This window comes from Desulfonatronum thiosulfatophilum (genome assembly GCF_900104215.1).
GTDB lineage: Bacteria > Desulfobacterota > Desulfovibrionia > Desulfovibrionales > Desulfonatronaceae > Desulfonatronum > Desulfonatronum thiosulfatophilum.
The window spans coordinates 15,077-36,384 of record NZ_FMXO01000009.1; the positions used below are offsets into that span (position 1 = coordinate 15,077).

The 21,308-nt window shown below is 53.0% G+C and carries 20 protein-coding genes and 2 pseudogenes; 14 read left to right on the top strand and 8 right to left on the bottom strand.

What is annotated here, in order from left to right; all coding sequences use genetic code 11:
- Positions 1 to 49 precede the first annotated feature (49 nt).
- Complete coding sequence (locus BLP93_RS08510) at positions 50 to 556, top strand: FmdB family zinc ribbon protein (protein ID WP_092120015.1); 507 nt, start codon at positions 50 to 52, stop codon at positions 554 to 556.
- 261 nt (positions 557 to 817) lie between these two features.
- On the opposite strand, the gene BLP93_RS08515 is transcribed toward BLP93_RS08510, so the two are convergent.
- Complete coding sequence (locus BLP93_RS08515) at positions 818 to 1,642, bottom strand: SAM hydrolase/SAM-dependent halogenase family protein (RefSeq protein WP_092120018.1); 825 nt, start codon at positions 1,640 to 1,642, stop codon at positions 818 to 820.
- Positions 1,643 to 1,644: 2 nt separating this feature from the next.
- A complete protein-coding gene (locus BLP93_RS08520; RefSeq protein ID WP_092120021.1) occupies positions 1,645 to 2,520 on the bottom strand; it encodes a YitT family protein in 876 nt (291 codons plus the stop codon).
- A 354-nt stretch (positions 2,521 to 2,874) separates the two neighbouring features.
- Between BLP93_RS08520 and glmS the strand changes: the two genes are divergently transcribed.
- From glmS to BLP93_RS08550, 4 genes are all read left to right on the top strand, one after another.
- On the top strand, positions 2,875 to 4,698 hold the full coding sequence (gene glmS / locus BLP93_RS08530) for a glutamine--fructose-6-phosphate transaminase (isomerizing) (RefSeq protein ID WP_092120027.1): 1,824 nt from the start codon (positions 2,875 to 2,877) through the stop codon (positions 4,696 to 4,698).
- A 78-nt stretch (positions 4,699 to 4,776) separates the two neighbouring features.
- Complete coding sequence (locus BLP93_RS08535) at positions 4,777 to 5,154, top strand: hypothetical protein (RefSeq protein WP_092120030.1); 378 nt, start codon at positions 4,777 to 4,779, stop codon at positions 5,152 to 5,154.
- Positions 5,155 to 5,223: 69 nt separating this feature from the next.
- A complete protein-coding gene (locus BLP93_RS08540; RefSeq protein WP_244148691.1) occupies positions 5,224 to 5,706 on the top strand; it encodes a hypothetical protein in 483 nt (160 codons plus the stop codon).
- 1,001 nt (positions 5,707 to 6,707) lie between these two features.
- On the top strand, positions 6,708 to 8,396 hold the full coding sequence (locus BLP93_RS08550; RefSeq protein ID WP_161946253.1) for an AIPR family protein: 1,689 nt from the start codon (positions 6,708 to 6,710) through the stop codon (positions 8,394 to 8,396).
- A gap of 190 nt (positions 8,397 to 8,586) precedes the next feature.
- Here BLP93_RS08550 and BLP93_RS17690 read toward each other — a convergent pair.
- A pseudogene (locus BLP93_RS17690) lies at positions 8,587 to 8,756 on the bottom strand (transposase); the annotation flags it as partial.
- A gap of 102 nt (positions 8,757 to 8,858) precedes the next feature.
- Here BLP93_RS17690 and BLP93_RS08555 point away from each other — a divergent pair.
- Positions 8,859 to 9,785: a transposase gene (locus tag BLP93_RS08555; RefSeq protein WP_092120039.1), complete on the top strand. Its 927-nt coding sequence runs from the start codon at positions 8,859 to 8,861 to the stop codon at positions 9,783 to 9,785.
- Between the two features lie 325 nt (positions 9,786 to 10,110).
- Here the strand turns inward: BLP93_RS08555 and BLP93_RS16900 are convergent, their stop codons facing one another.
- Positions 10,111 to 10,365: a hypothetical protein gene (locus BLP93_RS16900; protein ID WP_153304281.1), complete on the bottom strand. Its 255-nt coding sequence runs from the start codon at positions 10,363 to 10,365 to the stop codon at positions 10,111 to 10,113.
- Between the two features lie 425 nt (positions 10,366 to 10,790).
- Here BLP93_RS16900 and BLP93_RS08565 point away from each other — a divergent pair, with 425 nt between their 5' ends.
- Both BLP93_RS08565 and BLP93_RS08570 read left to right on the top strand, forming a co-directional pair.
- A complete protein-coding gene (locus BLP93_RS08565) occupies positions 10,791 to 11,312 on the top strand; it encodes a sodium:calcium antiporter (RefSeq protein ID WP_244148692.1) in 522 nt (173 codons plus the stop codon).
- A 155-nt stretch (positions 11,313 to 11,467) separates the two neighbouring features.
- Positions 11,468 to 11,836, top strand: coding sequence for a DUF1428 domain-containing protein (locus tag BLP93_RS08570; RefSeq protein WP_208596601.1), 369 nt, complete (start codon positions 11,468 to 11,470; stop codon positions 11,834 to 11,836).
- Positions 11,837 to 12,811: 975 nt separating this feature from the next.
- Here the strand turns inward: BLP93_RS08570 and BLP93_RS08580 are convergent.
- Together BLP93_RS08580 and BLP93_RS16905 are read right to left on the bottom strand one after the other, a co-directional pair.
- Positions 12,812 to 13,956 (bottom strand): IS3 family transposase gene (locus BLP93_RS08580; protein WP_425248222.1). Its coding sequence is split into 2 segments (ribosomal slippage): positions 12,812 to 13,692 and positions 13,692 to 13,956, totalling 1,146 coding nucleotides; the frame shifts between segments, so codons are not numbered across the junction.
- Positions 13,931 to 14,095, bottom strand: a complete 165-nt coding sequence (locus BLP93_RS16905) for a hypothetical protein (protein WP_153304282.1) — start codon at positions 14,093 to 14,095, stop codon at positions 13,931 to 13,933. Before BLP93_RS16905 ends, BLP93_RS08580 begins: the two co-directional genes overlap by 26 nt.
- Positions 14,096 to 14,899: 804 nt before the next feature.
- Between BLP93_RS16905 and BLP93_RS08585 the strand changes: the two genes are divergently transcribed.
- Entirely contained in the window at positions 14,900 to 15,559 is a 660-nt protein-coding gene (locus tag BLP93_RS08585) for a nuclease-related domain-containing protein (RefSeq protein WP_161946254.1), read from the top strand.
- Positions 15,560 to 15,915: 356 nt separating this feature from the next.
- Positions 15,916 to 16,335: a hypothetical protein gene (locus tag BLP93_RS08590; protein ID WP_092120048.1), complete on the top strand. Its 420-nt coding sequence runs from the start codon at positions 15,916 to 15,918 to the stop codon at positions 16,333 to 16,335.
- Between the two features lie 57 nt (positions 16,336 to 16,392).
- Here BLP93_RS08590 and BLP93_RS08595 read toward each other — a convergent pair whose 3' ends face one another.
- Together BLP93_RS08595 and BLP93_RS08600 are read right to left on the bottom strand one after the other, a co-directional pair.
- A complete protein-coding gene (locus BLP93_RS08595; RefSeq protein ID WP_092120051.1) occupies positions 16,393 to 17,028 on the bottom strand; it encodes an energy-coupling factor transporter transmembrane component T family protein in 636 nt (211 codons plus the stop codon).
- 293 nt (positions 17,029 to 17,321) lie between these two features.
- On the bottom strand, positions 17,322 to 18,032 hold the full coding sequence (locus BLP93_RS08600) for an ATPase (protein ID WP_092120054.1): 711 nt from the start codon (positions 18,030 to 18,032) through the stop codon (positions 17,322 to 17,324).
- Positions 18,033 to 18,603: 571 nt separating this feature from the next.
- On the opposite strand from BLP93_RS08600, the gene BLP93_RS08610 reads away from it, so the two are divergent.
- The 4 genes and pseudogenes from BLP93_RS08610 to BLP93_RS17190 all read left to right on the top strand — a co-directional run bounded on the left by BLP93_RS08610 (position 18,604) and on the right by BLP93_RS17190 (position 21,130).
- Positions 18,604 to 19,137 carry a DUF2087 domain-containing protein gene (locus tag BLP93_RS08610; protein WP_092120060.1) on the top strand — a complete coding sequence of 178 codons (534 nt, stop codon included), beginning with the start codon at positions 18,604 to 18,606 and terminating at the stop codon, positions 19,135 to 19,137.
- Between the two features lie 427 nt (positions 19,138 to 19,564).
- Positions 19,565 to 19,807, top strand: a complete 243-nt coding sequence (locus BLP93_RS08615) for a helix-turn-helix domain-containing protein (RefSeq protein ID WP_092120063.1) — start codon at positions 19,565 to 19,567, stop codon at positions 19,805 to 19,807.
- Positions 19,807 to 20,121: pseudogene (locus BLP93_RS17695) on the top strand (HipA N-terminal domain-containing protein); the annotation flags it as partial. The gene BLP93_RS08615 and the pseudogene BLP93_RS17695, both read left to right, overlap by 1 nt.
- A gap of 289 nt (positions 20,122 to 20,410) precedes the next feature.
- A complete protein-coding gene (locus tag BLP93_RS17190) occupies positions 20,411 to 21,130 on the top strand; it encodes a HipA domain-containing protein (RefSeq protein WP_244148694.1) in 720 nt (239 codons plus the stop codon).
- Positions 21,131 to 21,308 lie beyond the last annotated feature (178 nt).

The window sequence follows — 21,308 nt, forward strand, 5'->3', positions numbered from 1 at the left end:
ATGGTTTGATGACGGGTCGCAAATTCAGCAACTTTTTTACGGAGAAAACATGCCCCTGTACGAATTTTATTGCCGGGATTGCCATACCATCTACAATTTCTTTTCGCCGCGGATCAATACGGAAAAGCGTCCGCATTGTCCGAAATGTGATCGGGCGGAACTGGAGCGCCAGGTTTCGGTCTTTGCCATATCCAAAAACCGCTCCGACGAAGCTGGGGCGGACGGCGCGGACGGCATGCCGGATCTTTCAGGACTGGATGAGGCCAAGCTGGAGCGGGCCATGGCCATGATGGCCAGGGAAGCCGAAGGCATGGACGAGGATGATCCGCGTCAGGCCGCGCAACTGATGCGCAAGCTGTGCGATGTCACGGGAATGAACTTCGGGGACGGCATGGAGGAAGCGCTTGCCCGGATGGAAGCCGGCGAGGACCCGGAACAGGTGGAGGCGGAAATGGGAGACATGTTTGAAAACATGGACTTCAGCCCCAGCGGAGCCAAGAAACTGCGCCGCGCCCTGCGGCCGCCGGCCCAGGACGAAACCATCTATGATCTTTAGTGACGTATTCCTGAGATCCTGTCAGATAAAAATAAAAGGTTGAACCGCCAAGACGCAAAGGACGCGAAGAAGAAAATTTTTGGCTCATGCTGGAAAGATGCAGCCGCCAAAAGACTTCACGCCTGACGGCATTTTTATCCCGGCAGGGAGCGGGATCTTTTGGAAAGCAGCTTTTTCCCTGCTTTCCAAAAGATTTCCTTGGCGTCCTGAGCGAAGCGGGCGGTTCATTTATCTTGTTTTGGGTTGTAGGCAAAGCCCGCGCTAGCTCGTCTGGAGAACGATCCGGATTCCCGGCCGCAGGCCCAGCAACTGGGCCGCATTGCCCTGATTGACGGCCAGCTCCCAATAGCCCTGGCTTCCGGCCAGCATCCCGAAACTTCCTGGCCCGATATCCGCATATGTCCTCACAAGCGCCAGGGGCTGCAGCAGAGGCCGGATCAGTTCCGCGTGTGCCAGGACTTCCATTGGCCATTTTTCCAGTGAGAGATTGAGCAGACAGTTCCCAAAACGATCCACATGCAGCACATGGGCCCGAATCTCCCGCCCCGCCCGTTCGGCCCGCGCCCAGTCCGGCCGGACCAGATCGTCCGGATGCAACGCCGCACCCAGTTCCTTCGGTCGAACGCCTAGGGCCAGATCCGCCGCCAGGGGCATCAAGATGTCCCGGCCATGAAAAGTATTGGCTACCTTTTGTCCTGCACGGGCTTTTCGTCCAGCAAACTCCCACGCTTCAACGTCGGCTTCGTCCCCCAGCAGCAGTGCCGGCAGGCCGTTGTCCGGAGCCAGAAGCAGACGTCCGCTTCGACGGATCATGGCCAGCCTGCGGGCCGTGCCCACTCCCGGATCCACCACGCCCACGCAAATCGTCCCCTCCGGCAAGTACGGCCAGCTGGCCGCCAGATAGAAGGCTCCCTGCAGGATATCAAAGGGTCGCACCTGATGGCTGATGTCCACCAGGACGGCCTCCGGCGCCAACCCGGCCAGGACGCCCTTCATCTGCCCGACATAGGGATCCTCCAGCCCAAAGTCAGTGAGCAGGGCGATGATCGGCCTGCTCACGCGTGCGTGCTCATGGGCGCTTTTCATCGTCAGTACACCTTGCGCTGGGAAAAACCCTTGCCGATTACGTTGAGGGTGTTCTCCTCGATGGTGAAGGCATTGGGGTCTATGGTGAAGATGATCTCCTCCAGGCGCTTGAGTTGCATGCTGTTGACCACCGTGAGCAGAATTTTCTTGCGCTTGCCGGTATAGGCTCCGCGGCCGTGGATGAAGGTCGACCCGCGGTTGATGGTATTCAGAATTGACTTGGCCAGTTCGTCGGGTTTTTCAGAGACGATGAGCACCATCTTGCGCTGGTTGAACAGACCCAAGAAATAATCCATGACCATGGCGTTCACGAAAACCAGAAACACCGAATAGAGCACCTGTTCCAGGCCGATAAAGAAAAGGCTCCCGGAAAACAGGACCATATTAAAGGCAAAGGAAAACTTCCCGATGCCGATGTTGAAGCGCTGATTCAGGTAGACGGATATGATGTCCAGTCCACCCAGGGAACCAAGGGACCGCAGGGCGATGCCCGCGCCCGCGCCCATGATGGCCCCGGCTGTCAATGCGGAAAGCAGGGCGTCCTCGATCACCAGCACCCATGGGATCAGGTCCATGAAAAGACTGGTCAGCACGGTTCCGTAAAGGCTGTAGAAAAAAAAGCGACGGCTGACGTAGATCCATCCCAGAATGAAGATGGGCACGTTCAGGATCAGATACCAGACCCCCGGGGGCAGCAATCCCAGGACATAATAAAGGATCAGGCCGGTCCCGGTCACGCCTCCGCTGATGAACTCCTGCGGAATGGCAACGGTCTTGGCCCCGAAGGAAAAGATCATCGCTCCCATGGTAATCAGCATCAGATTCCACGGTACGGTGAAGGCCAGTTTCGGAAATCCTGTTCTCCAGTTGCGAGCCATGTGTCCTGCCTTTGCGCGGAACAGTTTTTGCTTTTTAAGGCTATCCGCGTCGCGTTTCTGATAAACCCGGAAAACGGGAAAGCGGCGCCATCCGCACCGTGGAAGAAACAGGCGGTGCGGTGGATGACTTTTTGGATGACAGGGGCTAAGTGGAAACACGTTGGAATCAGGTACAGCAACGATTCCTGTTCAGCACCTGAGGCTGTCCATGATGTCAGCGAGCAGTGCGAGACAGCCGAATCAAACAAGCCGGACCTCAGCGCGTAGTGCCGCAGCCTGGACTCCAGCAGCCCGCTGATGCGTCATCCATAACCGGAGACCTTCTTCTCATCAACTCATTACAAGGATTGACACATGTGTGGAATCATCGGCTATGCCGGACACCGTCCTGCGGTTCCCGTTATCATTGAGGGACTTAAACGCATGGAATACCGTGGCTACGACTCGGCCGGAGTAGCCTTTGCCCAGCAGAACGAACTTCAGGTCATCCGGGCCGAGGGAAAACTGGGTGAACTGGAAAACCGCCTCAATGGACATGACGTTTTTCATGCCACTACGGCTATAGGCCACACCCGCTGGGCCACCCACGGCCTGCCCGTGGAACGCAACGCCCATCCCCATTGCGACAGCTCCGGATGTCTGGCCTTGGTGCACAACGGAATCATCGAAAACTATCAATCTTTGCGTGAGATGCTCAAAAGCAAGGGGCGGACCTTCCTCTCGGATACCGATTCAGAAGTTTTGGTCCAACTCATCGCCGAACTCCGGACTCCGGGCACTTCCCTGCGTCAAGCCTTCAGCCAGGCCTTGAGCCGGGTCGAAGGCACCTATGCCGTGGCTTTGATCGACCTGGACGAACCGAATCGGATCTGGGCCGCGCGCAAATCGAGTCCGCTGCTGCTGGGCGTTGGCGTGGGCGAGAACTTCGTCGCCTCGGACATCCCCGCGTTCCTTGGCTATACCCGAGATGTAGTATTCCTGGAGGACAACGAGCTTGTAGAGCTGGATCCCTTTGCATGGCAGGTTTTCAATGCATCCACGCTGGAGCCGCTGGAAAAGAAGGTCAATCACATCACATGGGATTTCCAGTCCGCGCAAAAAGGCGGTTATCGCCATTTCATGCTCAAGGAGATCTTCGAACAGCCGACAGTGATCACGAATTGCCTGGCAGGACGGTTGGATCTCAAAAACCGGACCGTGTCTCTGCCCGAACTGGATGCTTTGGAAATTCCGGAACAGATCCAGATCGTGGCCTGCGGCACCTCCTACCATGCCGGACTCTGGGGGCAACACCTTCTGGAGTCCTGGGCGCAGATACCGGTACGCGTTGAAATCGCCTCGGAATTTCGCTACCGCAACCCCATCTTCAAATCCGAAGACATGATCCTGGCCATCAGTCAATCCGGGGAGACGGCGGACACCCTCGCCAGCATGCGCTTGGCCAAAGAACACGGAGTCAAGGTCCTGGGCCTGTGCAACGTGGTCGGCTCCAGTGTTGCCCGCGAAGCGGATACCACGATTCTTACCCAGGCCGGCCCGGAAATCAGCGTGGCCTCTACCAAGGCCATGTGCAGCCAGCTGATCCTGCTGACCCTGCTCGCCCTGTATTGGGGCCGGCGCAAGCAAACCCTGCCTGCGAACGTGGAATCATCAATTATTACAGGACTGCTCGACCTGCCCCAGATCCTTGAGGCTGAACTGCCGCTGTTGCGCAGCAGGGCCCAGGAACTGGCGCCTGCATACAGCACGGCCCGCAGCTTTTTCTATCTCGGCAGAGGCATGTCCTTTCCCCTGGCCCTGGAAGGCGCATTGAAACTGAAGGAAATCTCGTACATTCACGCCGAAGGCTACGCCGCAGGCGAAATGAAGCACGGCCCCATCGCCCTGATTGAACCGGAGTTTCCCACCTTCGCCCTGGCCCTGAACGACGCCCTGCTCCCCAAAACAGTTTCCAATTTGGTGGAAGTGCAGGCCCGCAACGGCAAAGTGATTGCCCTTTGTCATTCAGGATTCGATCTGGAGGTGGACCACACCTGGGAAATTCCCAATGCCCAGGGCCCCCTGAGCACGTTCCTGGCGCTCCCCGCCCTGCAGCTCTTCGCCTATGAAATGGCCGTCTACCTCGGCAAGGACGTGGACCAACCCCGAAATTTAGCAAAAAGTGTCACGGTCGAATGATATTTATTTGCTCGCCTGAGAAGAAGGAAGAAAAAACAACATTCTCGGTTCAACAAAGTGCTTTAGTGAGGATGATGCATGGCGGACGACGCGCTCACAAGACTCGTGACCGCGCTCAGCGGGGTGGCCAAGGAAATCCGTCGGATCGAGACGGATGCGTTGGCGACCCTGCACGGGCGGGGGGACGATGCTTTCTACAGGAAGCGGATGCGGGAGAAGGCGGAGGTATTGCAGTACCTGCCCAAGACTATGGGATCTTTTGTGGAGCAGCTTCCGCTGGAGGAACGCGAGGAGATCAACTACCGCCTGGATAAATTCTCCATGAGCGCTTCCACCGCGCTCAAACTGGACAGCATTTTCTACATGTCCGCACTGCTCTATCCGGAAGACTACCGAGAAGGAGAGCCCAACGACCTGGAGCGGTTCATATCTGAGCTGGAGCGGAGCCGGGAATAAGCGTTTGCCCTGTCAGGCTTATTCAGCCGCCCCTATTGCCGTTGGTGGTGAAAGATCTCGGGTTCCTTCTTGGCCATCTCCCACTCCGTGAATCCCACCTACGGATTCCTGGCCTCGATCCTGCCATATTCGAATGCCGATTGGGAAAAACTGTCGATCTTCCTGAACTTCCTGATTCCGAAGCTCCCCGCGCCCAAGGAAGAGGATCTCTCCCGGGGCATCCTGGAGGCCATCGACATGGACAGCTACCGCGTCGAGGTGAAAACCAGCCTTAAGATCGGCCTTCCGGATCAGGATGCCGAAATCGGACCCGTGCCCACCAGCGGCGGTCGCAAGCCGGAACCGGAGCTGGACCAACTGAGCAACATCATCAAGACGTTCAACGACCAGTTCGGCAATATCGAATGGAAGGACGGCGACAAGATCCGCAAGGTCATCGCCGAGGAAATCCCGGCCAAGGTGGCCGCGGATTCGGCCTACCAGAACGCCATGAAGAACAACGACAAAAAGACCGCCGGATCGAACACGACGCCGCGCTGCAACGCGTCATGATCGACCTCTTGTCCGACCACACCGAACTGTTCAAACAGTTCAGCGATAACCCATCGTTCAAGAAATGGCTGGGCGACACAATTTTTGGTGTGACGTATCAAGAGAGCGCAAAGGAATATGCGCCAATTTGTTAACAAGGCGCTGCACTCGGAAGGCAATTCCGCTGCGTTCCATTGCTGGCGAGCTTGACCGTTGGGTAGCATCCTGGATGCCCATCCATGACAACAAGCATTGGATTAATCGGAATATTTATCCTCCTCGTTTTGGGAGGGGCGATTCTCCTGCGAGGATCCAACGGACAGAGATCGTTCGGATGGCTGAGAACCATTTATTCGATTCTCATTGCGGCGGTAATGGTTTTTGTCGTGTGGTTGGCAATCATGGTGATCGCGGTTGGTCCATCACTGCGTGGAATGTAACGGAGCCGCATTCGAACTGCTTACTCCGGAATGCTGGGATTCAAGTCGGTTGAGGAAAAACGCATATCTTTCTGACGGTATTCGAACGATTGGGATAAAATATGATTGCTTCCAGGTCAAATGTCGCTTAAAAGTTCCCGCAACAGGCTTATGTTCGGTTTCTCGAAGCCAGTACCGGAATTCGATATGCGCGATAACGATTCGGGAGGGCACCGACCTTCAAGTCCTGCTCCCCATCGTCAAAAATGATCACGAATACGTTCATCTTTTAACTTTATGTCCCACAATGTTGTAAACGTATGACTGCCGCATAAAGCTAACTTCAGCACAAAGTATAAAGCTGACCTCGGATTTAATAAGGATTTGATAGACATTTCTCAATTCACTGAAATACATGGCAAATCTGGACCATTTTTCAAAAAGTGCTTGTAAAATCAGTTGGTGTTAAGGCCGGGAATTTGGAGGGGCGGATTTTTTGCGAGTCCCATATAAAAACACTGTTCCCGCGACGCTTCCGCGTCGCGGGAACGGGTCGGGGCTGACCGGCTTCGGCCCGTTATGCATACTAAAGGATTATTAACAGTGATCGATCTTACTTACCCAAACGTTCTGAATTTATTTCCGCAGCATTTAGCTCCGAGGCGCAACGAAAGTGCATCTTTTCTAATATGGTATTTCGAAAACTATCTTAGACTCGATTCTCTTGAAGCTGTTGATTCTGTTTGTGATGAGAGTGGAGACAAAGGAATTGATGGTTTATATCTGAACTCTGATGCAAATACAATAGAAGTATATCAAAGTAAATTATTTCAAAAACCTAATCCTGATGTTGGAGACAAACTCCTTCGCGAATTTTGCGGAGCACTTTCACAGATATCAACCACAGAGGCCATTGATAATTTGATAGCTACAGCAGGAGGTGCACAGGTTGCACTTCTTATCAATCGTTTAGGTTTAAAGCGGCATCTTTCAGAATATGAAATAAGAGGGTACTTTATTTGTAACGGCAATATTGATGCTAATGGAAAAGCATTTCTGCAATCTGCCCCACATATAACATTCATTGGTACGTCTCAACTTGAGACCACTTATGTTTCTTCTGGCCGGGACATACCTCCAACTCAATCAAAATATTTTGATATTTCAGGTTACGATGTCACAGAATATATAGTTGATCAACAACATAGAGCTGTTATTGCACCAATCAAAGCAAAAGAGCTTGTGACAATGGAAGGAATTGCTAATCAGGCAATTTTTGCCTTTAATGTACGCGGCCCATTGGGTAAGACAGGAGTTAACAAAGATATAGCAAAAAGCATTGCCGATCCAAACAAACATAAACTTTTCCCGCTTTTTCATAATGGCATTACGGTAGTCGCAGATTCTGTTTTGCGAACCAATGAAACTATTGAAGCACAAAATTATTATGTCGTTAACGGTTGTCAAAGCTTGAATTCACTCTTTAATAATCAACGTCATTTAACTGATGAGCTACGTGTGCTCACTAAGTTTATTCAGGCTTCTCCTCAATCTCCACTTTCTGAAATGATTACTCGTTTTTCGAATAATCAAAATGGCGTAAAGGCTAGAGATTTTAAATCCAACAATAATATCCAAATCAGATTACAAAATGAGTTTTCAGATATTTATGGTTCTGATTTTTTTTATGAAATAAAACGCGGAGAAGAATCCGGTGGGTCTGAAGTAATTACTAATGAAGTTGCTGGTCAGTATCTTATGGCTTTTGATTTAAAAATTCCTTGGGCAACACATCGTAAATATCAGATCTTTGAAGAAAAACATTCTGATTTATTTGGTCGTCCGAATGTGACAGCAGACAGAATTATGCTTTGCCATGTTATAGTAAAAGCATTTATCAGCCAGCAGCAACATATAAGCAACAAATTGTTTGCAAAGTATGATTTAACTAAATTTTTTATCCTTTATGTTTTACGCTTACTTTTTGAAGGAAGTGATGGCAATTCAATTGAAATTTTAAAATCTCCCGAAAAATTTGTTAGAGTTCCAAAACATCGGTCTTGTTTTTCCGCTGCTATCTGCAAATTGCTGGCTGAAATAATCACTGATTTGAATGCTGAAATAGATCAGCTCGGAGAGGATTTTGATTATCGCGGTAAATTAAGAGACGAAAAGTGGTGCAAGGAATTAGCGTATGAAATCGCAGCCACTCATTTGAAACTAGTTGTGAGAAACAGAATGGAATCATTTATTACTCTATACAACAAAGAAGTTGCACAACAACCGCATTAAGCCGGATTGCAATTCCGCTGCGCTTCATTGCAACCGCTTATCAGCCCGTTGAGAAAACGACATTTTGATTTCAGGCATAATTGGCTGTGTGAAAGACCAAAACGACAAATTTATAGTCGCCGATCATGAATATGAGCGCCAGAAAGCAAAAAGAGTCACATTTGATCATTATTAAAGCCGATTCAAGCTCATCTGCGGCCCCTTTCGGGGTGCCGAATCCGATCAGTTTGCGCATGAGCAGACCAAGGTTGAATGCGGCAACATGAATCAGGTAGCGTTTCGGACGTTTTCAAGGCCGCGAAGCCAGACGCGCCGCATGCCTCCACGATCCAGGGTATGCGCAAAGCTTCGTTCCACGAGCAAAAAAGCAAAAAGGGGACAGGATAAATATGCTGGACAGGCGCGGATATTCACCTTTACGTTCTCTTTCACCTGCCAACTCAAGACCTCCCGGAGGAAAGCATGGGACGCATAGCCAGATTTGTACGAGATGACCGACCTACCATCTATCACGTTATGTCCAGAACGGCCTTGGACGGCTTTCCGTTGCAGGACATCGAGAAGGACCGCCTCATGGCCATTGTGGCTAGGCTTTGCAAATTCTATTTCGTTGATTTGCTTGGGTTTTGCCTGATGGGCAATCATTTCCATCTGGTTGTCAGGATGCACACCGAGGAAGCGGCCACGGATGCGGAAATCGTGAAGCGGTTCAAAAAGCAGTTCGGCAAGGATGTCGAAATCATGCCGCATCAGGTGCAGGACTATCGGCGGCGGCTGGTCAATCTGGGTGCCTTCATGAAGGACATCAAGCAGGGTTTTACCCGGTATTTCAACAAACGCAGGAACAGAAAAGGCTTTTTCTGGGGGGATCGGTTCAAGAGCGTGATCGTGCAGGAGGGGGCCAGTCTGGTCAATTTGCTGGCCTATGTGGACCTCAATCCCGTCCGGGCCGGTTTGGTGCAGAAGCCCGAGGACTACCGCTGGTCCGGCCTGGGATATCTGGTGCAGCGAGGAAACCGGGACGGCCTGCTTGACCTGGACCTGGGTTTGAAGGAGTGGAATGAGCTTGAGCCAAAGGAGATCGTCCGCAAATACCGGCAGTTCGTCTACGAAACCGGAGCCATGGACACCGGCAAAGGCAAGCAGCTCAATCCGGAAATTGTCAAACGCGAACGAAAAAAAGGCTACAAGCTAAGCCGCGCCGACGTCTTCCGCCATCGATGCCGATATTTTACCGATTCCGGCATCATCGGCTCCAAAGAGTTCGTGTCCGAGGTGTTCGACGGAGTAAAGCACCTTCTGGATTCCAAGAATGAGAGGAGGTTCATGCCAGTCGGCGGGATGGATGGGGTGTACTCAATGAAACGGCTTGCGGCTGTTATCAGTTGATTTTATCTTGGAAGCGAGGTCACGACTCTCACCGCAGGTATCGCAGATGTCCTCGGCGCCTCATTGACCAGGAAAAGGAGTCCGGTCTTATTTCATTTCGTTCAGTTAGGACGATTGCATGGCCAGACCACTTCAGATTGAGTTTCCTGATGCCCTCTATCATGTAGGGGAACAAAAGGGGATTGGGCAAATGTGCTTGCTCGGGGGCGAAGCAAATTCATATACGGCATTCTGAGATGATTTGGCTCTTGGCCATTGGCAGACAAATGTTCTCGAAAGAAGGTCAAGCAGTTATCCCTTACTGTTGCTGTTGCACGGATTTCGATCAGTGGAAACGGCAGAAACGACATTCAGGCAAAAGAAATTGGGCCGCAGGCATATCAAGAGCTTCGCCGGCGGCATCGCCCATATGTTTGCCTGTTCGGCCCAGCATTATGCCTGGCTGGCGTATCAGCACCAGGCGCCTTTGGTGACGATTGACCTCCTTGAGCTGCGAATCGAACCCGCGGAATTCGACATTGAAAGGAACCGGATTCTTGCCGGGATGTGTCGGAGAACGCTCCTTCGAAACGCCGGGCAACTGGCGCCTCCTGGCGCTGTGACCGCGGCGGTTCTCTCGCCCATTTCGGGATTGACGACTATTCGGAGGACGGACGTTCCGTCTCGATTGGCAGGTCCGTTTTCACAGTGATCCTGAACGATGACCGAGGCAGGGAATGGCGTGTTGTCCAAGCTGGGGAGAGGACGCTGATCCAATCTTAACAGTCCGTTAAACTCCCAATGCTGCGTCGCTGCAAAAAAGCTCAAACTCTCACGTATTACTAACTACGCTTCGGCCTTTCACTTTTCTTGCTCCTTGCACTTGGGGTTTTTGAGCGGACTGCCGCCAAAGGGCTTTCAACACTCAGTAAAAGGGGCAGGTCCATCCAATTCGATTCCAGGCTTGGGAACCGAACAGACCAAGGGGGATCCAGGTTCATCCGCTTTTAGCGGTTTTTAGCTCGCATGATACCGGCCTTCATCGCTGTAGTTTTTGGTTTGGCGCTTCTGGTGTGGAGCGCCAACCGTTTTGTGGAGGGCTCGGCCTCCACCGCCCACCATTTCGGCATGCCGCCGCTGTTGATCGGCATGGTGATCGTCGGTTTCGGCACCTCCGCGCCGGAGATGGTGGTTTCGGCACTGGCTGCCTCGCAGGGCAACCCGGGGATTGCGCTTGGCAATGCCTACGGCTCGAACATCACCAATATCGCTCTGATTCTGGGGTTCACGGCTCTCATCAGCCCCATTGCCGTCCATTCGCAGGTCTTGCGCAAGGAACTGCCCATTCTCACCATGGTGACCGCCCTGGCCGCATGGCAGATCTGGGATGGGGAGATTACCCGGTTCGATGCGCTTGTGCTGCTTGCGGTGTTCGGAAATCATCAGATCATTAATACAAAGCAGGCTTCCTGTGCTGATGAGAGATGCTTTGGACATGCCAATATACGGTTTATCCCGCCTGAGTACAGGGTCAACCCCATTGATTAACGAAGTACTTGTGAGAGTTTCGAATAAATACTGGGCTAAAGATTTGCATTTGAGATTGAATTTCATCGTGCATGGACGCTTGGCTCAGTCATTTGTGAATTTACATCAGCAAGAATTTCAATCCGAGAAGGGGGTACTGCAATATGGCGAAGTATGTGGACGGTTTTGTGCTCGTAATCCCTGATGACAAGGGTGAAGAGTACAAGAAGATGGCTGAAAGCGGTCGTGATTCCTGGATGAAGCATGGGGCGCTGGCGTATTATGAATGTCGAGGCGACGACCTTGCCCCCCAGGAGATGGGCGGCGAGAAAACCCGCTCGTTTCCTGATATGGCTGGAGCCAAGGGCGATCAAACCGTGTGGTTTTCCTTCATCATTTTCAAATCCAAAGAGCATCGCGATGAGGTAAATGCCAAGGTGATGAAGGAGATGGGGGAGAAGGCGGAAGAATTTAAGGATATGGTCATGCCCTTCGACATGAAACAGATGGCCTATGGAGGCTTCCAGGTCGTAGTCGAAGGCTAGGCGTCGGAAGCGCGGGAAGACGATTGCTTATTCCGGTTTGCGGCAAAAACATACCTCGGCTTCTTCGGCTAAAGTGCCGTGAAAGATTCGGCAATCTTCGGAAACGCCTTGGGCAGCTTGGCGTCCATGGTTATCAAAGTCGCATCAAGCGCTTCCGCAACCGCCACGAACTCGCAGTCGTAGGCTGAGCAGTCGCTGGCCTCACGAGTTCGAGCACTTGCCTGGAGTCGGCCTCGTGCTCACAGCCGCCAAGCAGCTGCTCAGCCTCCAGCTGTATGGCGCATGCCTGGTCAAAGCTCAGGGTTTTGCGGCGCAATTACCCTGTACTCAGTACGTCCCAAAACGGACTGGATAGCGATAGCGCCCACCTTCGCGGGAATGATTGATTTCCGCTGGTTCCCAAGCCGGAGCTTGGGAACCAGCGAATGAGGCTTTACGCAAGCAGTGCTGAATTGCATAAATCTTTTGCTTCAGAGGGTTGAGGGGCAGAGCTTACTAGTGGCAGAACTCGCAGCCGGCCTTTGTCAAACCCGGCCGCGGGCCGCCGGCCTTCCAGTGCGGGCAGTCGAAATCCCGCATATCCTGCATGAGGCAATCGTTCCTGGTCATCACGCATGCGTCGAGACAATCCATGTCCCCCGGAGGGCACAGTGCCTCGCACTGGTCCCGTTTCGCATCGCAGGCCCCCAGGATGCTCCTGAACGTCTCGTTGCAGCAGTTGTTGCAGGCGATCAGGTCGGGGCAGCCGTGGACGCAGTCGATGTAGGTGCCGGTTGAAGTGGTACCGGTTCATTGGACAGGCCAGCGGCTCTCTTAAGGTGGAGACCTGTTTTCGTTGCCGCTGTCCTTTCTCCCTCGTCAGCAGTTGATCCCGGCCTCAAGCACAAGCCGGTTTCTGGGGACGGTCGAGAATGGGCCACACAAAGCTCGTCGGATACCGTCCCCAGAAACCGGCGGTACCCGCGATATCGCCCTTCATGCCGCATCCCCCAGCTTTATCGAACCAAGCAGTGAATTGTCTGCGTAGACCTCGTTCGGCACCAAGCCTTCCAAACTTGAGTGCGGCCTGTCCGAGTTGTAGTCCTCGAACCAATCGCCAAGGATTGTCCGGGCATCCCGGCCGGTTGCGAACTCATGCAGGTGAATACATTCATACTTCACCGTCCGCCATAACCGCTCTATGAAAACATTGTCCATCCAGCGGCCCTTGCCGTCCATTGAAATGCGCACACCTGCTGAAATCAAAACGCTTGTGAACTCCCGGCTGGTGAACTGACAACCTTGATCCGTGTTGAAGATCTCCGGACGGCCATATCGTACCAGCGCCTCTTGCAGTGCCTCGACGCAGAACGCGGCGTCCATCGTGTTCGACAGACGCCAACTCAATACTTTGCGGCTGTGCCAGTCCATCACCGCAACCAGATACATGAACCCTTGCCGCATCGGAATAAAAGTGATGTCCGAGCACCAGACCTGATTCGGGCGGTCAATCGAGAGGTCCCGCAAAAGATAAGGATAGATCCGATGCGACTGATCCGGAACCGTCGTGCGAGGCTTGGGATAGATCGCGCTCAGCCCCATCAACGCCATCAACCGCCGAACACGTCTCCGGCCTACGCTGTGCCCGTTCCGGCATAGCCAGCGCGTCATTTGGCGAGCGCCGAAGCAAGGAGACTGGAGATACTTCGCGTCTATAAGCCGCATCAATGCAAGGCTCGCAGCCGACTCCCCCTTGGGCTGGTAATAGTACGCCGAGCGGCATGTCCCAAGCAACGCACACTGCCTCACTATGCTGAGCCTCGGGTGGTCGACCTCGACCATGCCCTTCCTCCGGGCCTGGCTCAACGCCCGGAGGCCTTGGCCAAAAAATCTCGCTCCACCGTCAACTGGCCTATCTTGGCGTGGAGTTCCTTGATCTCTTGCTCATGGGATTTGGCTGTCTTTTCAGGCCCTCTAGAGAATACCTCGGCCATGCCGGTTCGAGCCTGAGCCTTCCATTGCGTAATCTGGTTCGGATGAACTCCGTATCTTGCGGCAAGCTGCGACGTCGTCAGATCCCCGGCCAACGCCTCCAAAGCCACCTTCGCCTTGAACTCAGCTGAATATCTTGTCCTCTTCATGGTCCCTCCAGTGTCGTGGACTCCACCTTAACATGCTGTCCAGTTTTTGGGGACCACTTCTGGTTACGGCATGAAGGTTGGGGATTGCGATGAACAACATGGTCAGGGCCAGGAACGTGGTGAGGAACAGTTTTCTCATACCGATCTCCTTTATTCTGTAGATACTATTTGATTACACGGTCGGTCCATGTGGACCAGATGTCATGCTCGCAATCGCCCTGAAAACACTCATTCAGGCATGCCTGAAATTCAACCCTCGAGTTCACCATTATTCGCACCGGATAAAGCAGTTGTCGCATGCATCAAGTGGAGGCCAGATCACGGCTTGCCCGGTCAGGACGGACTGGGGCGGAGGGCAGAAGTTCTTGCAATAGCCCGGCAGGTTTCTACATCGATTCCGGGCAGGGACGTGCATTCCTGCATGCAGATGATGCACCATTCATCTGATCCCGTTTCGGTTATTAGTGCCGCAGATCAACAATCGGTGTGACAGGGCGTGCTGAACCAAGATGCCTCACATTGAGGAGCAATAAAGCTATCAAACATGGCCAAGGGGTGAGCGACTCAAGACCGGATTTCGGAGTGCTCGCGGTCCGGGCACTATCCGCGTCTGGTCGTCAGCATATGTTTGCCTTTGCTTGCATTGAAAGGTATGGCCATTTTTTTCTTGCACATTTCCCAAGATCTGGCCTTCATGCTCACACTTGCATATCAATACATCCCCATTTTGATCCTCTTCATCACGCTTGCGGTTCTCTTCGGTTTTTTGATTGTTCACAAAAAACTTACTGAGACAAGGCAAAAACGATCGCCATTTACCAAAGACTTTTTGCGCGGACCAGGCTACAGCGAGTTCAAACGGATTGAACTGATCAATGAGGACATAACCTGTTGGCTTTTCGTACTTTTATTTTTGCCGATTTTTGTTTACTCAATCCTTTTCATGCATCTTCACCATCCTGACAGAGCCCTGCAAGACAATCTTTTGTTCTACATACCTTTCGCCTTGTTCTATGGCTTCGGATTGTACAAGATGAATTTTCTGCTCACTCAACGACGTAAAGCCCGTCTTGGTTTCGAAGGAGAGATTGCTGTGGGGCAGGAGCTGAATCAGCTTCTGGCAAACGGTTATCATGTGTTCCATGATTATCCAGCAAGTAAAAACAACATTGATCACGTGTTAATTGGTCCCGCCGGTGTCTTTGCCGTGGAAACCAAGGCAAGATCGAAGCCCACGACAAAGAAGAACCCACAGGGTGACCACAAAGTCTTTTATGACGGCAAACTGCTCAAATTTCCAGGTTGGTCGGAGAGCGAACCTATCCGGCAGGCCAAGCGCCAGGCAGCGGAGCTTTCCGTCGAACTGAGCAAGGCCGTTGGCGAGCCGGTCCAGGCTCAGCCTGTCCTGGCCATACCCGGCTGGTATGTCGAACGCACTGCCAAACCGGACATCTTCATTGTCAACGGAAAAGGCGCGCACGGTCTTTTTTGCAAACTGCCTGTTTCTCTGGATGAAAGCATGATCCAGCGCATTGTCTATCAGGTGGAGCAGAAATGCCGGGATGTGAAGCCGAAGGCTTATCGGGAGTGGGAGCAGCATTGATGGCGACATCTCCTGGCACGGCGGCATTGCGGCCATGCGATTACACCTGAAACGTCCCAACCCTCCCTTCAAGCGGACGTCCAACAGAGGGCGAAGCCGTCTATTGAACGCCTTTCACACCAAAGTTCAACACGGTACACGGGATTCATTAACCCCGTGCCGCCCGTCACTCCCTCAAGCAAACAACCCGATAGACGCCGTCTTCCTACTTCCACGCCTTGGGTGCTGTGGGGAAAACACGGGTTTTTCCTCATGGCTGTCGAGCATCGCCTCCGCTTGAATCGGGAAAACCATCTTGTTGTGGACCGGGGAATATTCTGCAAATCGTTTTCACATCTAAAACTCGGGATGGGTTTATGTTGTCATTTGTAAAACTTCAGAGCTGTTCCTTGTTCCTTGCCCTGTTTTTATTCTTTTCAGGGTTCACCAATAATGCCATGGCATTTTGCATCTACAACAGAAATGATCACAGAACACACAGCGGTCCTGTCAAAGGCGATATTATGGTCATCCAAACAAGCGGCAACAAATTCAACAGAGGATACCATGCAACAATAAAAAGGGAGAGCCGCGGATGCGTTCACTGGTCTGAAACAAGCGTCAACACGAGCGGCAAGAGGGATGCTACGCTAACCTTTGATGTCTATTATCTTTTCACAAACAGCAAGGTATTGGTATGCAAGGATGTTCCCCTGAAAGCCGGTGGATGGATGGAAGTCATGAATGAACCAGGCTGGCAATGGAATGATCCAAGAATTTGCAGGACTTTCTTCTAGGAAAACTTCGTTAGCGAAGGAACCGGATCTTGAAGCCTGCGCGGTTAATGCAGGAATCTAAAGCCGGAATTCTAGAACGACCAGCATCACAACCGTTGTGTAAACGGTGCACAGGCCGGCGATGTCTTTGCGGGTGGCCTTGAAACCCGCGGGTTTGCCTTCGGCGTGGCCGTACCCGCGCAGTCGCATGGCTTTGTACACGCTTTGGGAGCGTTCGTAGCTGCGCAGGATCAAGCTTCCGGTCAGCCAGGCCATGGTGCGCAAGTTCTGCCAGGAGCAGGACTTCTCGGCATGGCCGCGAAGGCGCATGGAGATCCGCACCCGGCGCAGATCGGCGGAGAGCACCTCGATGTAGCGCACCACCAGGAGGGCCATGTCCGCCATGATATATGGCAATCCCATGGCCTGGATGGCCTTGATGTTCACCAGGAGCGGAGTGGTTCCCAGAAAAACCACGGCCAGGGAGAGGATGCAGAAGAACCGAGTGGCTACGAGCAGCGCCGCCTGCAGTCCTTCCATGGTCACGCGCAGGCCGCGCCATTCCAGCAGCGGAGTGTAGCCGCTGATGAACGGCAGGAGCAGGACGAGGAAGAGGATGATCAGGGAATGGAGAGCATGGGGACAGGATAAATATGCTTCTTGCTTATTATGACTATGCTCGGAATGTTCCGGCTTGTCTCGATTTTTTGGCATCGCCTGTCTGACTGAGCCAGGATTCGTTCATCAAACCATTGCCAAACGCCTGGAGCGCAAATTGATGTTTATTCAAGCAATGGTTTGATGTTACGAAGCCGGCGAAGGAGTTGCGATGCCGAAAATCGAGACAAGCCGGAACGCAGCTGAATAGTTACTCTCAATCAGACATTTCTAAAGTCTATATCATCGTTGGACAGAGCGCATGCATTCTGAGTACGGCACGCCGACGCCGTACAACGTGAAGGCAGCCGAACGGTTCGCAGCAGACCTGACCAATCCTGATTCCCTTCTCACGATGGCGGCTCCTCCCGGACGATCATCTGTTTTTCCACCTTGCCGTCACGATAGACAACCAAAGGGGTTTGTGTCCGCCGCGCCAGTTCACGTGCTTTTTTCGCAGCCCGTTTCAGTGCTGCAGCCGTATGCAGCATATCCTGGTCTCGAGGGGCTTGTTGCTCCGTCATATTTTTTTCCTCCAACAAAACCGGCACATCTCTGGAATTATCAAAAACCTGCCAGAAGTCTACGCGGTCACGGTATAAATCGCGAAAATTCCGCCAGCCTGCTTCATAACGACGACGGATGACAGCTTCCGGAATATCGTGGCCACCCTGTTTCACTCGCACGGCCACACGTTCGATGGCCAAGTCGACGCTGGCCAGACGAAGAAAAATCAGTTTGATTCGATATCCAGCCGCCTGCCAAACGGGAATCCGCACGGCGTAGCCTCGACCGGCCAACGTGGTTTCAAAGGCAAAACTTTCGTTAAGCCGGACATGTCGGTAGATTTCTTTGAGCATCAGACGACCAGCCTGTAGCGCGGCTTTCTCAGGAGCAAAGGGGGACAGGCCGGATGCAATCAGGTCCGCGTTGATGAACACCGGGCAGGCTGCTTCATTGGGAAGAAATTCGTGGGCAAAGGTAGTCTTTCCCGCTCCATTGGGGCCTGCGATAATGATGATTTTTTTCTCTGACCCGTTCGGTCTCTTTGCTTTTGTCATATTCCTCGAGATTGTCGCATGTGAGGATCAATCCCTTTTCGGCTTGATGTTACTCTGAGTCATATCCATGTCAACTTGATTCGAACTCGATTATGGGAAAGGCTCTACAGCAAGGTCACACTCCCCTTCGTTGCCCATTCATAGCCACCAATGACGATATCGACAATCAGACGACAATCTTTTCGACAGTTAGACGACAAGTTGGGCCTGGCCTGCCCTGCGCACTGCTGGGTTTGAGCGGGGATGCGCTGTGGGCGGACCGTTCACTGTTCGGGAGGATTCTGGAAACGTTCGTCTATCAGGAGTTGCGACGTTTGAAGTACATATCAAGAGCTTCGTCGTCGGCATCGTCCCATATGATTGCCTGTTCGGCCCTGCTCTTGCGTGGCATGGTGGATGGGTGTACTTCTCCCCACTGGTCGGCGGTTCACCCAGGCGTCGCCGCCCCTTTTGGGGAGCTAAACCCGCCATCCATCCTTCCAAAAACTCGACACCTATGCAGCGCGCCGAGTCGGAAGTCGGCGACCACCGGCACTCAAGACGTTGAGCAAGGCGCGTCAGCGAGGATGTCATGTCAAAAAATCCATTGCCTTTCGGGGTGAACGACATTGGTGCGTTCGCCCGCTCTGTGCGCAAGTCCCTGGACGGTCTGGAACGTTCTCCGAGCCACGTGGAGATGCTGAACCTGCTCGCCAGGGCTGGGGGCTTTCGCAACTTCCAGCACTTCAAGGCCCAGCACGAGGCCGGCACGAGCCTGCAAACCTTTCCTCCTGTCCAGGCCGAGGTCGACTACCGGCTCGTCAAACAACTGGTGCGCCTGTTCGACGACAACGGGCGCCTTGTCCGCTGGCCCAAGAAGTTCACCCTTCGCATGTTCTGCCTGTGGGCGCTCTGGTCGCGCTTTCCGGCCAGGACCTCCATGACCGAGCGGGAGATCAGCGACTGGCTGCAGGAGCGCCACTGCTTCGGCGACCACGCCCTGCTCAGGCGCGAACTCGTGGATCGGAGGTTGGTGACCCGCACCCCGGACGGCCGGGTGTACACACGGATCGAGCAAAGACCTCCTGCCGAAGCCGCGGCCCTGTTTGAACAGCTCCGCAAATAGCCAACCCGCGCGGAACGCGTCGAAACAACAGCAGGAGGCCGCACAACCGGCCTCCTGCTTGATCAATGATACCCTCTCCTGTTGCGGGGCGTGATTTCCCACCCGTACTTGTTGAGGTGCCATCACCCCTTGGGATCACCCTCGAGTCAAAAAATCATCGCTCTAAGGCTCGCCCCCGTTCTTATCACGGGAGTCGCCTTTCTGGATTTTGCCTCACGTTTCCTGCCGGAGGAGCCAAGTCCTCCAGTTTCAGGGCGTCCACGTGCCAAATCCTTCGCTGCGGGTCGGGGGCGGTGTACGCCGGGACGGCCCTGCTCCGGATTCCAACGGATCTCCACTTCATTTCTTATCAGAAATGACAATATTTTATAGTTATATCAAAAAAAGAATAAATTTTATTTATAAATTGAAACACTATTCAACAGCCATGCAATCACGAATCAAGGTCACCTCGCCAGAGTCTCTTGGAGCATCGCTCAGAGCCCTGCGCAAGGACAAGGGGCTGAACCAGACTGAAGCCGGGAAACCGGCGGGCGTGAATCAAGTCACCGTCTCGAGCATCGAACGGGGAATTCCGACCAGGGTGGATACGCTTTTTCGACTTCTTGCGGCTCTCGATCTGGAGCTGGTGATCCAGCCGAGAGAAAAGCCGGATGAGGATGCATGGTAATGGGGCGCCGCAAGCTTTCAAGGGAACTCTCCGTCTGGATGAATGGTCTCCGGGTGGGGACGCTCAGGTGTCATTCGAGCGGCAAGCTTGAATTTGCCTATCATGAACAGTGGATGCGCGAAAATTCAGCGCGGCCTCTGTCGCTTTCAATGCCGTTGCGAGCAGAGCCGTATTCCGGGGAAGTGGTGGAAAATTATTATGACAATCTCCTCCCGGACAACCAGGCCGTCAGGCGTCATCTCCAACGGAAATTCCAGACTCCCTCGGACAACAGCTTTGATCTGCTGTCGCATATCGGGCGTGACTGTACCGGTGCGGTGCAACTCTGTCCGATCGAAAGAGACCCTCCACCAGTCCATGACATTGATGCCACTCCCGTCAGCGATGACCAGATAGCCGGGATACTCAGCAACAGCCGGATCATGCCGCTCGGCATTTCCGGCGATGATGATTTTCGGATCTCACTGGCTGGAGCGCAGGATAAAACAGCGTTGCTCCATCACGATGGAAGATGGCATCGTCCCCATGGATCAACTCCGACCACCCATATCCTGAAGCTGCCGATCGGCCGCCTCGAACATCAAAACATTGACTTGTCCGACAGTGTCGGAAAACGAATGGCTTTGCCATCAAATCGTCAAGGAATTCGAGGTCCCCGTTGCCGAAGCAAGCATGCGGCGGTTTGCGGGGGTAAACGCTCTTGTCATCAAACGGTTCGACAGGAGGGCGTCAGAAGATCATTCCTGGATCGTCCGGTTGCCTCAGGAGGACATGTGTCAGGCGCTGGGCGTCGCTCCAGCTCTCAAATACGAAAGCGACGGCGGGCCGGGCATTGAAAACATCATGAAGCTGCTCCTCGGATCATCCAAAAGTTTTGAGGACAGAAAAACATTCCTCACGGCGAATTTCCTCTTCTGGTTGTTGGCGGCGATCGATGGGCATGCCAAAAATTTCAGCATTTATATTCAGGCGGGAGGGATTTACCACCTCACTCCGCTTTACGACATCATTTCCGCGTATCCCTGTCTTGCGAAACGGAATCTGGAGGAACGCAAAATGAAAATGGCCATGGCTGTGCGCGGAGCAAATCGCCATTATCATTGGTTCAAAATTCTGAACAGGCATTGGATCAGTACATCAAAAACCTGCCACTTTCCCACGGATGAGATGGAAACAATCATCTCGGAAATACTCCAACGACTGGATGGCGTGATTGCAAGTGTTGCTCGGCAAGTACCAATCGATTTCCCGAGCAGTGTGGCGGAACCAATATTCAACGGACTGCTGCACGCCCGGGACAGGTTGATTCGAAGCAGGAATTGAAAATTGACCCGCTCTGAGGCATTCAGATCGACAACAATCATAAAAATTTCGGTAACTCAGCACACGTTGCGTGCTCTTCCTCCGGAGGAGCTTGCTGAGGTGAAGCAAGTGGAATAATGGCTGAGCCATTCACGAACCGGCCAAGGGGAATCTTGGCTCATCGGCTTTTAAGGAGGGC

What these genes read in the sequence shown, in the direction of transcription:
- BLP93_RS08595 (WP_092120051.1), bottom strand. Translation starts at nt 17,028, where the DNA reads ATGCCAAAAAATCGAGACAAGCCGGAACATTCCGAGCATAGTCATAAT.
- BLP93_RS08610 (WP_092120060.1), top strand. Translation starts at nt 18,604, where the DNA reads ATGTCAAAAAATCCATTGCCTTTCGGGGTGAACGACATTGGTGCGTTC.
- glmS (WP_092120027.1), top strand. Translation starts at nt 2,875, where the DNA reads ATGTGTGGAATCATCGGCTATGCCGGACACCGTCCTGCGGTTCCCGTT.
- BLP93_RS08515 (WP_092120018.1), bottom strand. Translation starts at nt 1,642, where the DNA reads ATGAAAAGCGCCCATGAGCACGCACGCGTGAGCAGGCCGATCATCGCC.
- BLP93_RS08590 (WP_092120048.1), top strand. Translation starts at nt 15,916, where the DNA reads ATGTTGTCATTTGTAAAACTTCAGAGCTGTTCCTTGTTCCTTGCCCTG.
- BLP93_RS08585 (WP_161946254.1), top strand. Translation starts at nt 14,900, where the DNA reads ATGCATCTTCACCATCCTGACAGAGCCCTGCAAGACAATCTTTTGTTC.
- BLP93_RS08535 (WP_092120030.1), top strand. Translation starts at nt 4,777, where the DNA reads ATGGCGGACGACGCGCTCACAAGACTCGTGACCGCGCTCAGCGGGGTG.
- BLP93_RS08520 (WP_092120021.1), bottom strand. Translation starts at nt 2,520, where the DNA reads ATGGCTCGCAACTGGAGAACAGGATTTCCGAAACTGGCCTTCACCGTA.
- BLP93_RS16905 (WP_153304282.1), bottom strand. Translation starts at nt 14,095, where the DNA reads ATGAGAAAACTGTTCCTCACCACGTTCCTGGCCCTGACCATGTTGTTC.
- BLP93_RS08565 (WP_244148692.1), top strand. Translation starts at nt 10,791, where the DNA reads ATGATACCGGCCTTCATCGCTGTAGTTTTTGGTTTGGCGCTTCTGGTG.
- BLP93_RS08555 (WP_092120039.1), top strand. Translation starts at nt 8,859, where the DNA reads ATGGGACGCATAGCCAGATTTGTACGAGATGACCGACCTACCATCTAT.
- BLP93_RS08510 (WP_092120015.1), top strand. Translation starts at nt 50, where the DNA reads ATGCCCCTGTACGAATTTTATTGCCGGGATTGCCATACCATCTACAAT.
- BLP93_RS08615 (WP_092120063.1), top strand. Translation starts at nt 19,565, where the DNA reads ATGCAATCACGAATCAAGGTCACCTCGCCAGAGTCTCTTGGAGCATCG.
- BLP93_RS08600 (WP_092120054.1), bottom strand. Translation starts at nt 18,032, where the DNA reads ATGACAAAAGCAAAGAGACCGAACGGGTCAGAGAAAAAAATCATCATT.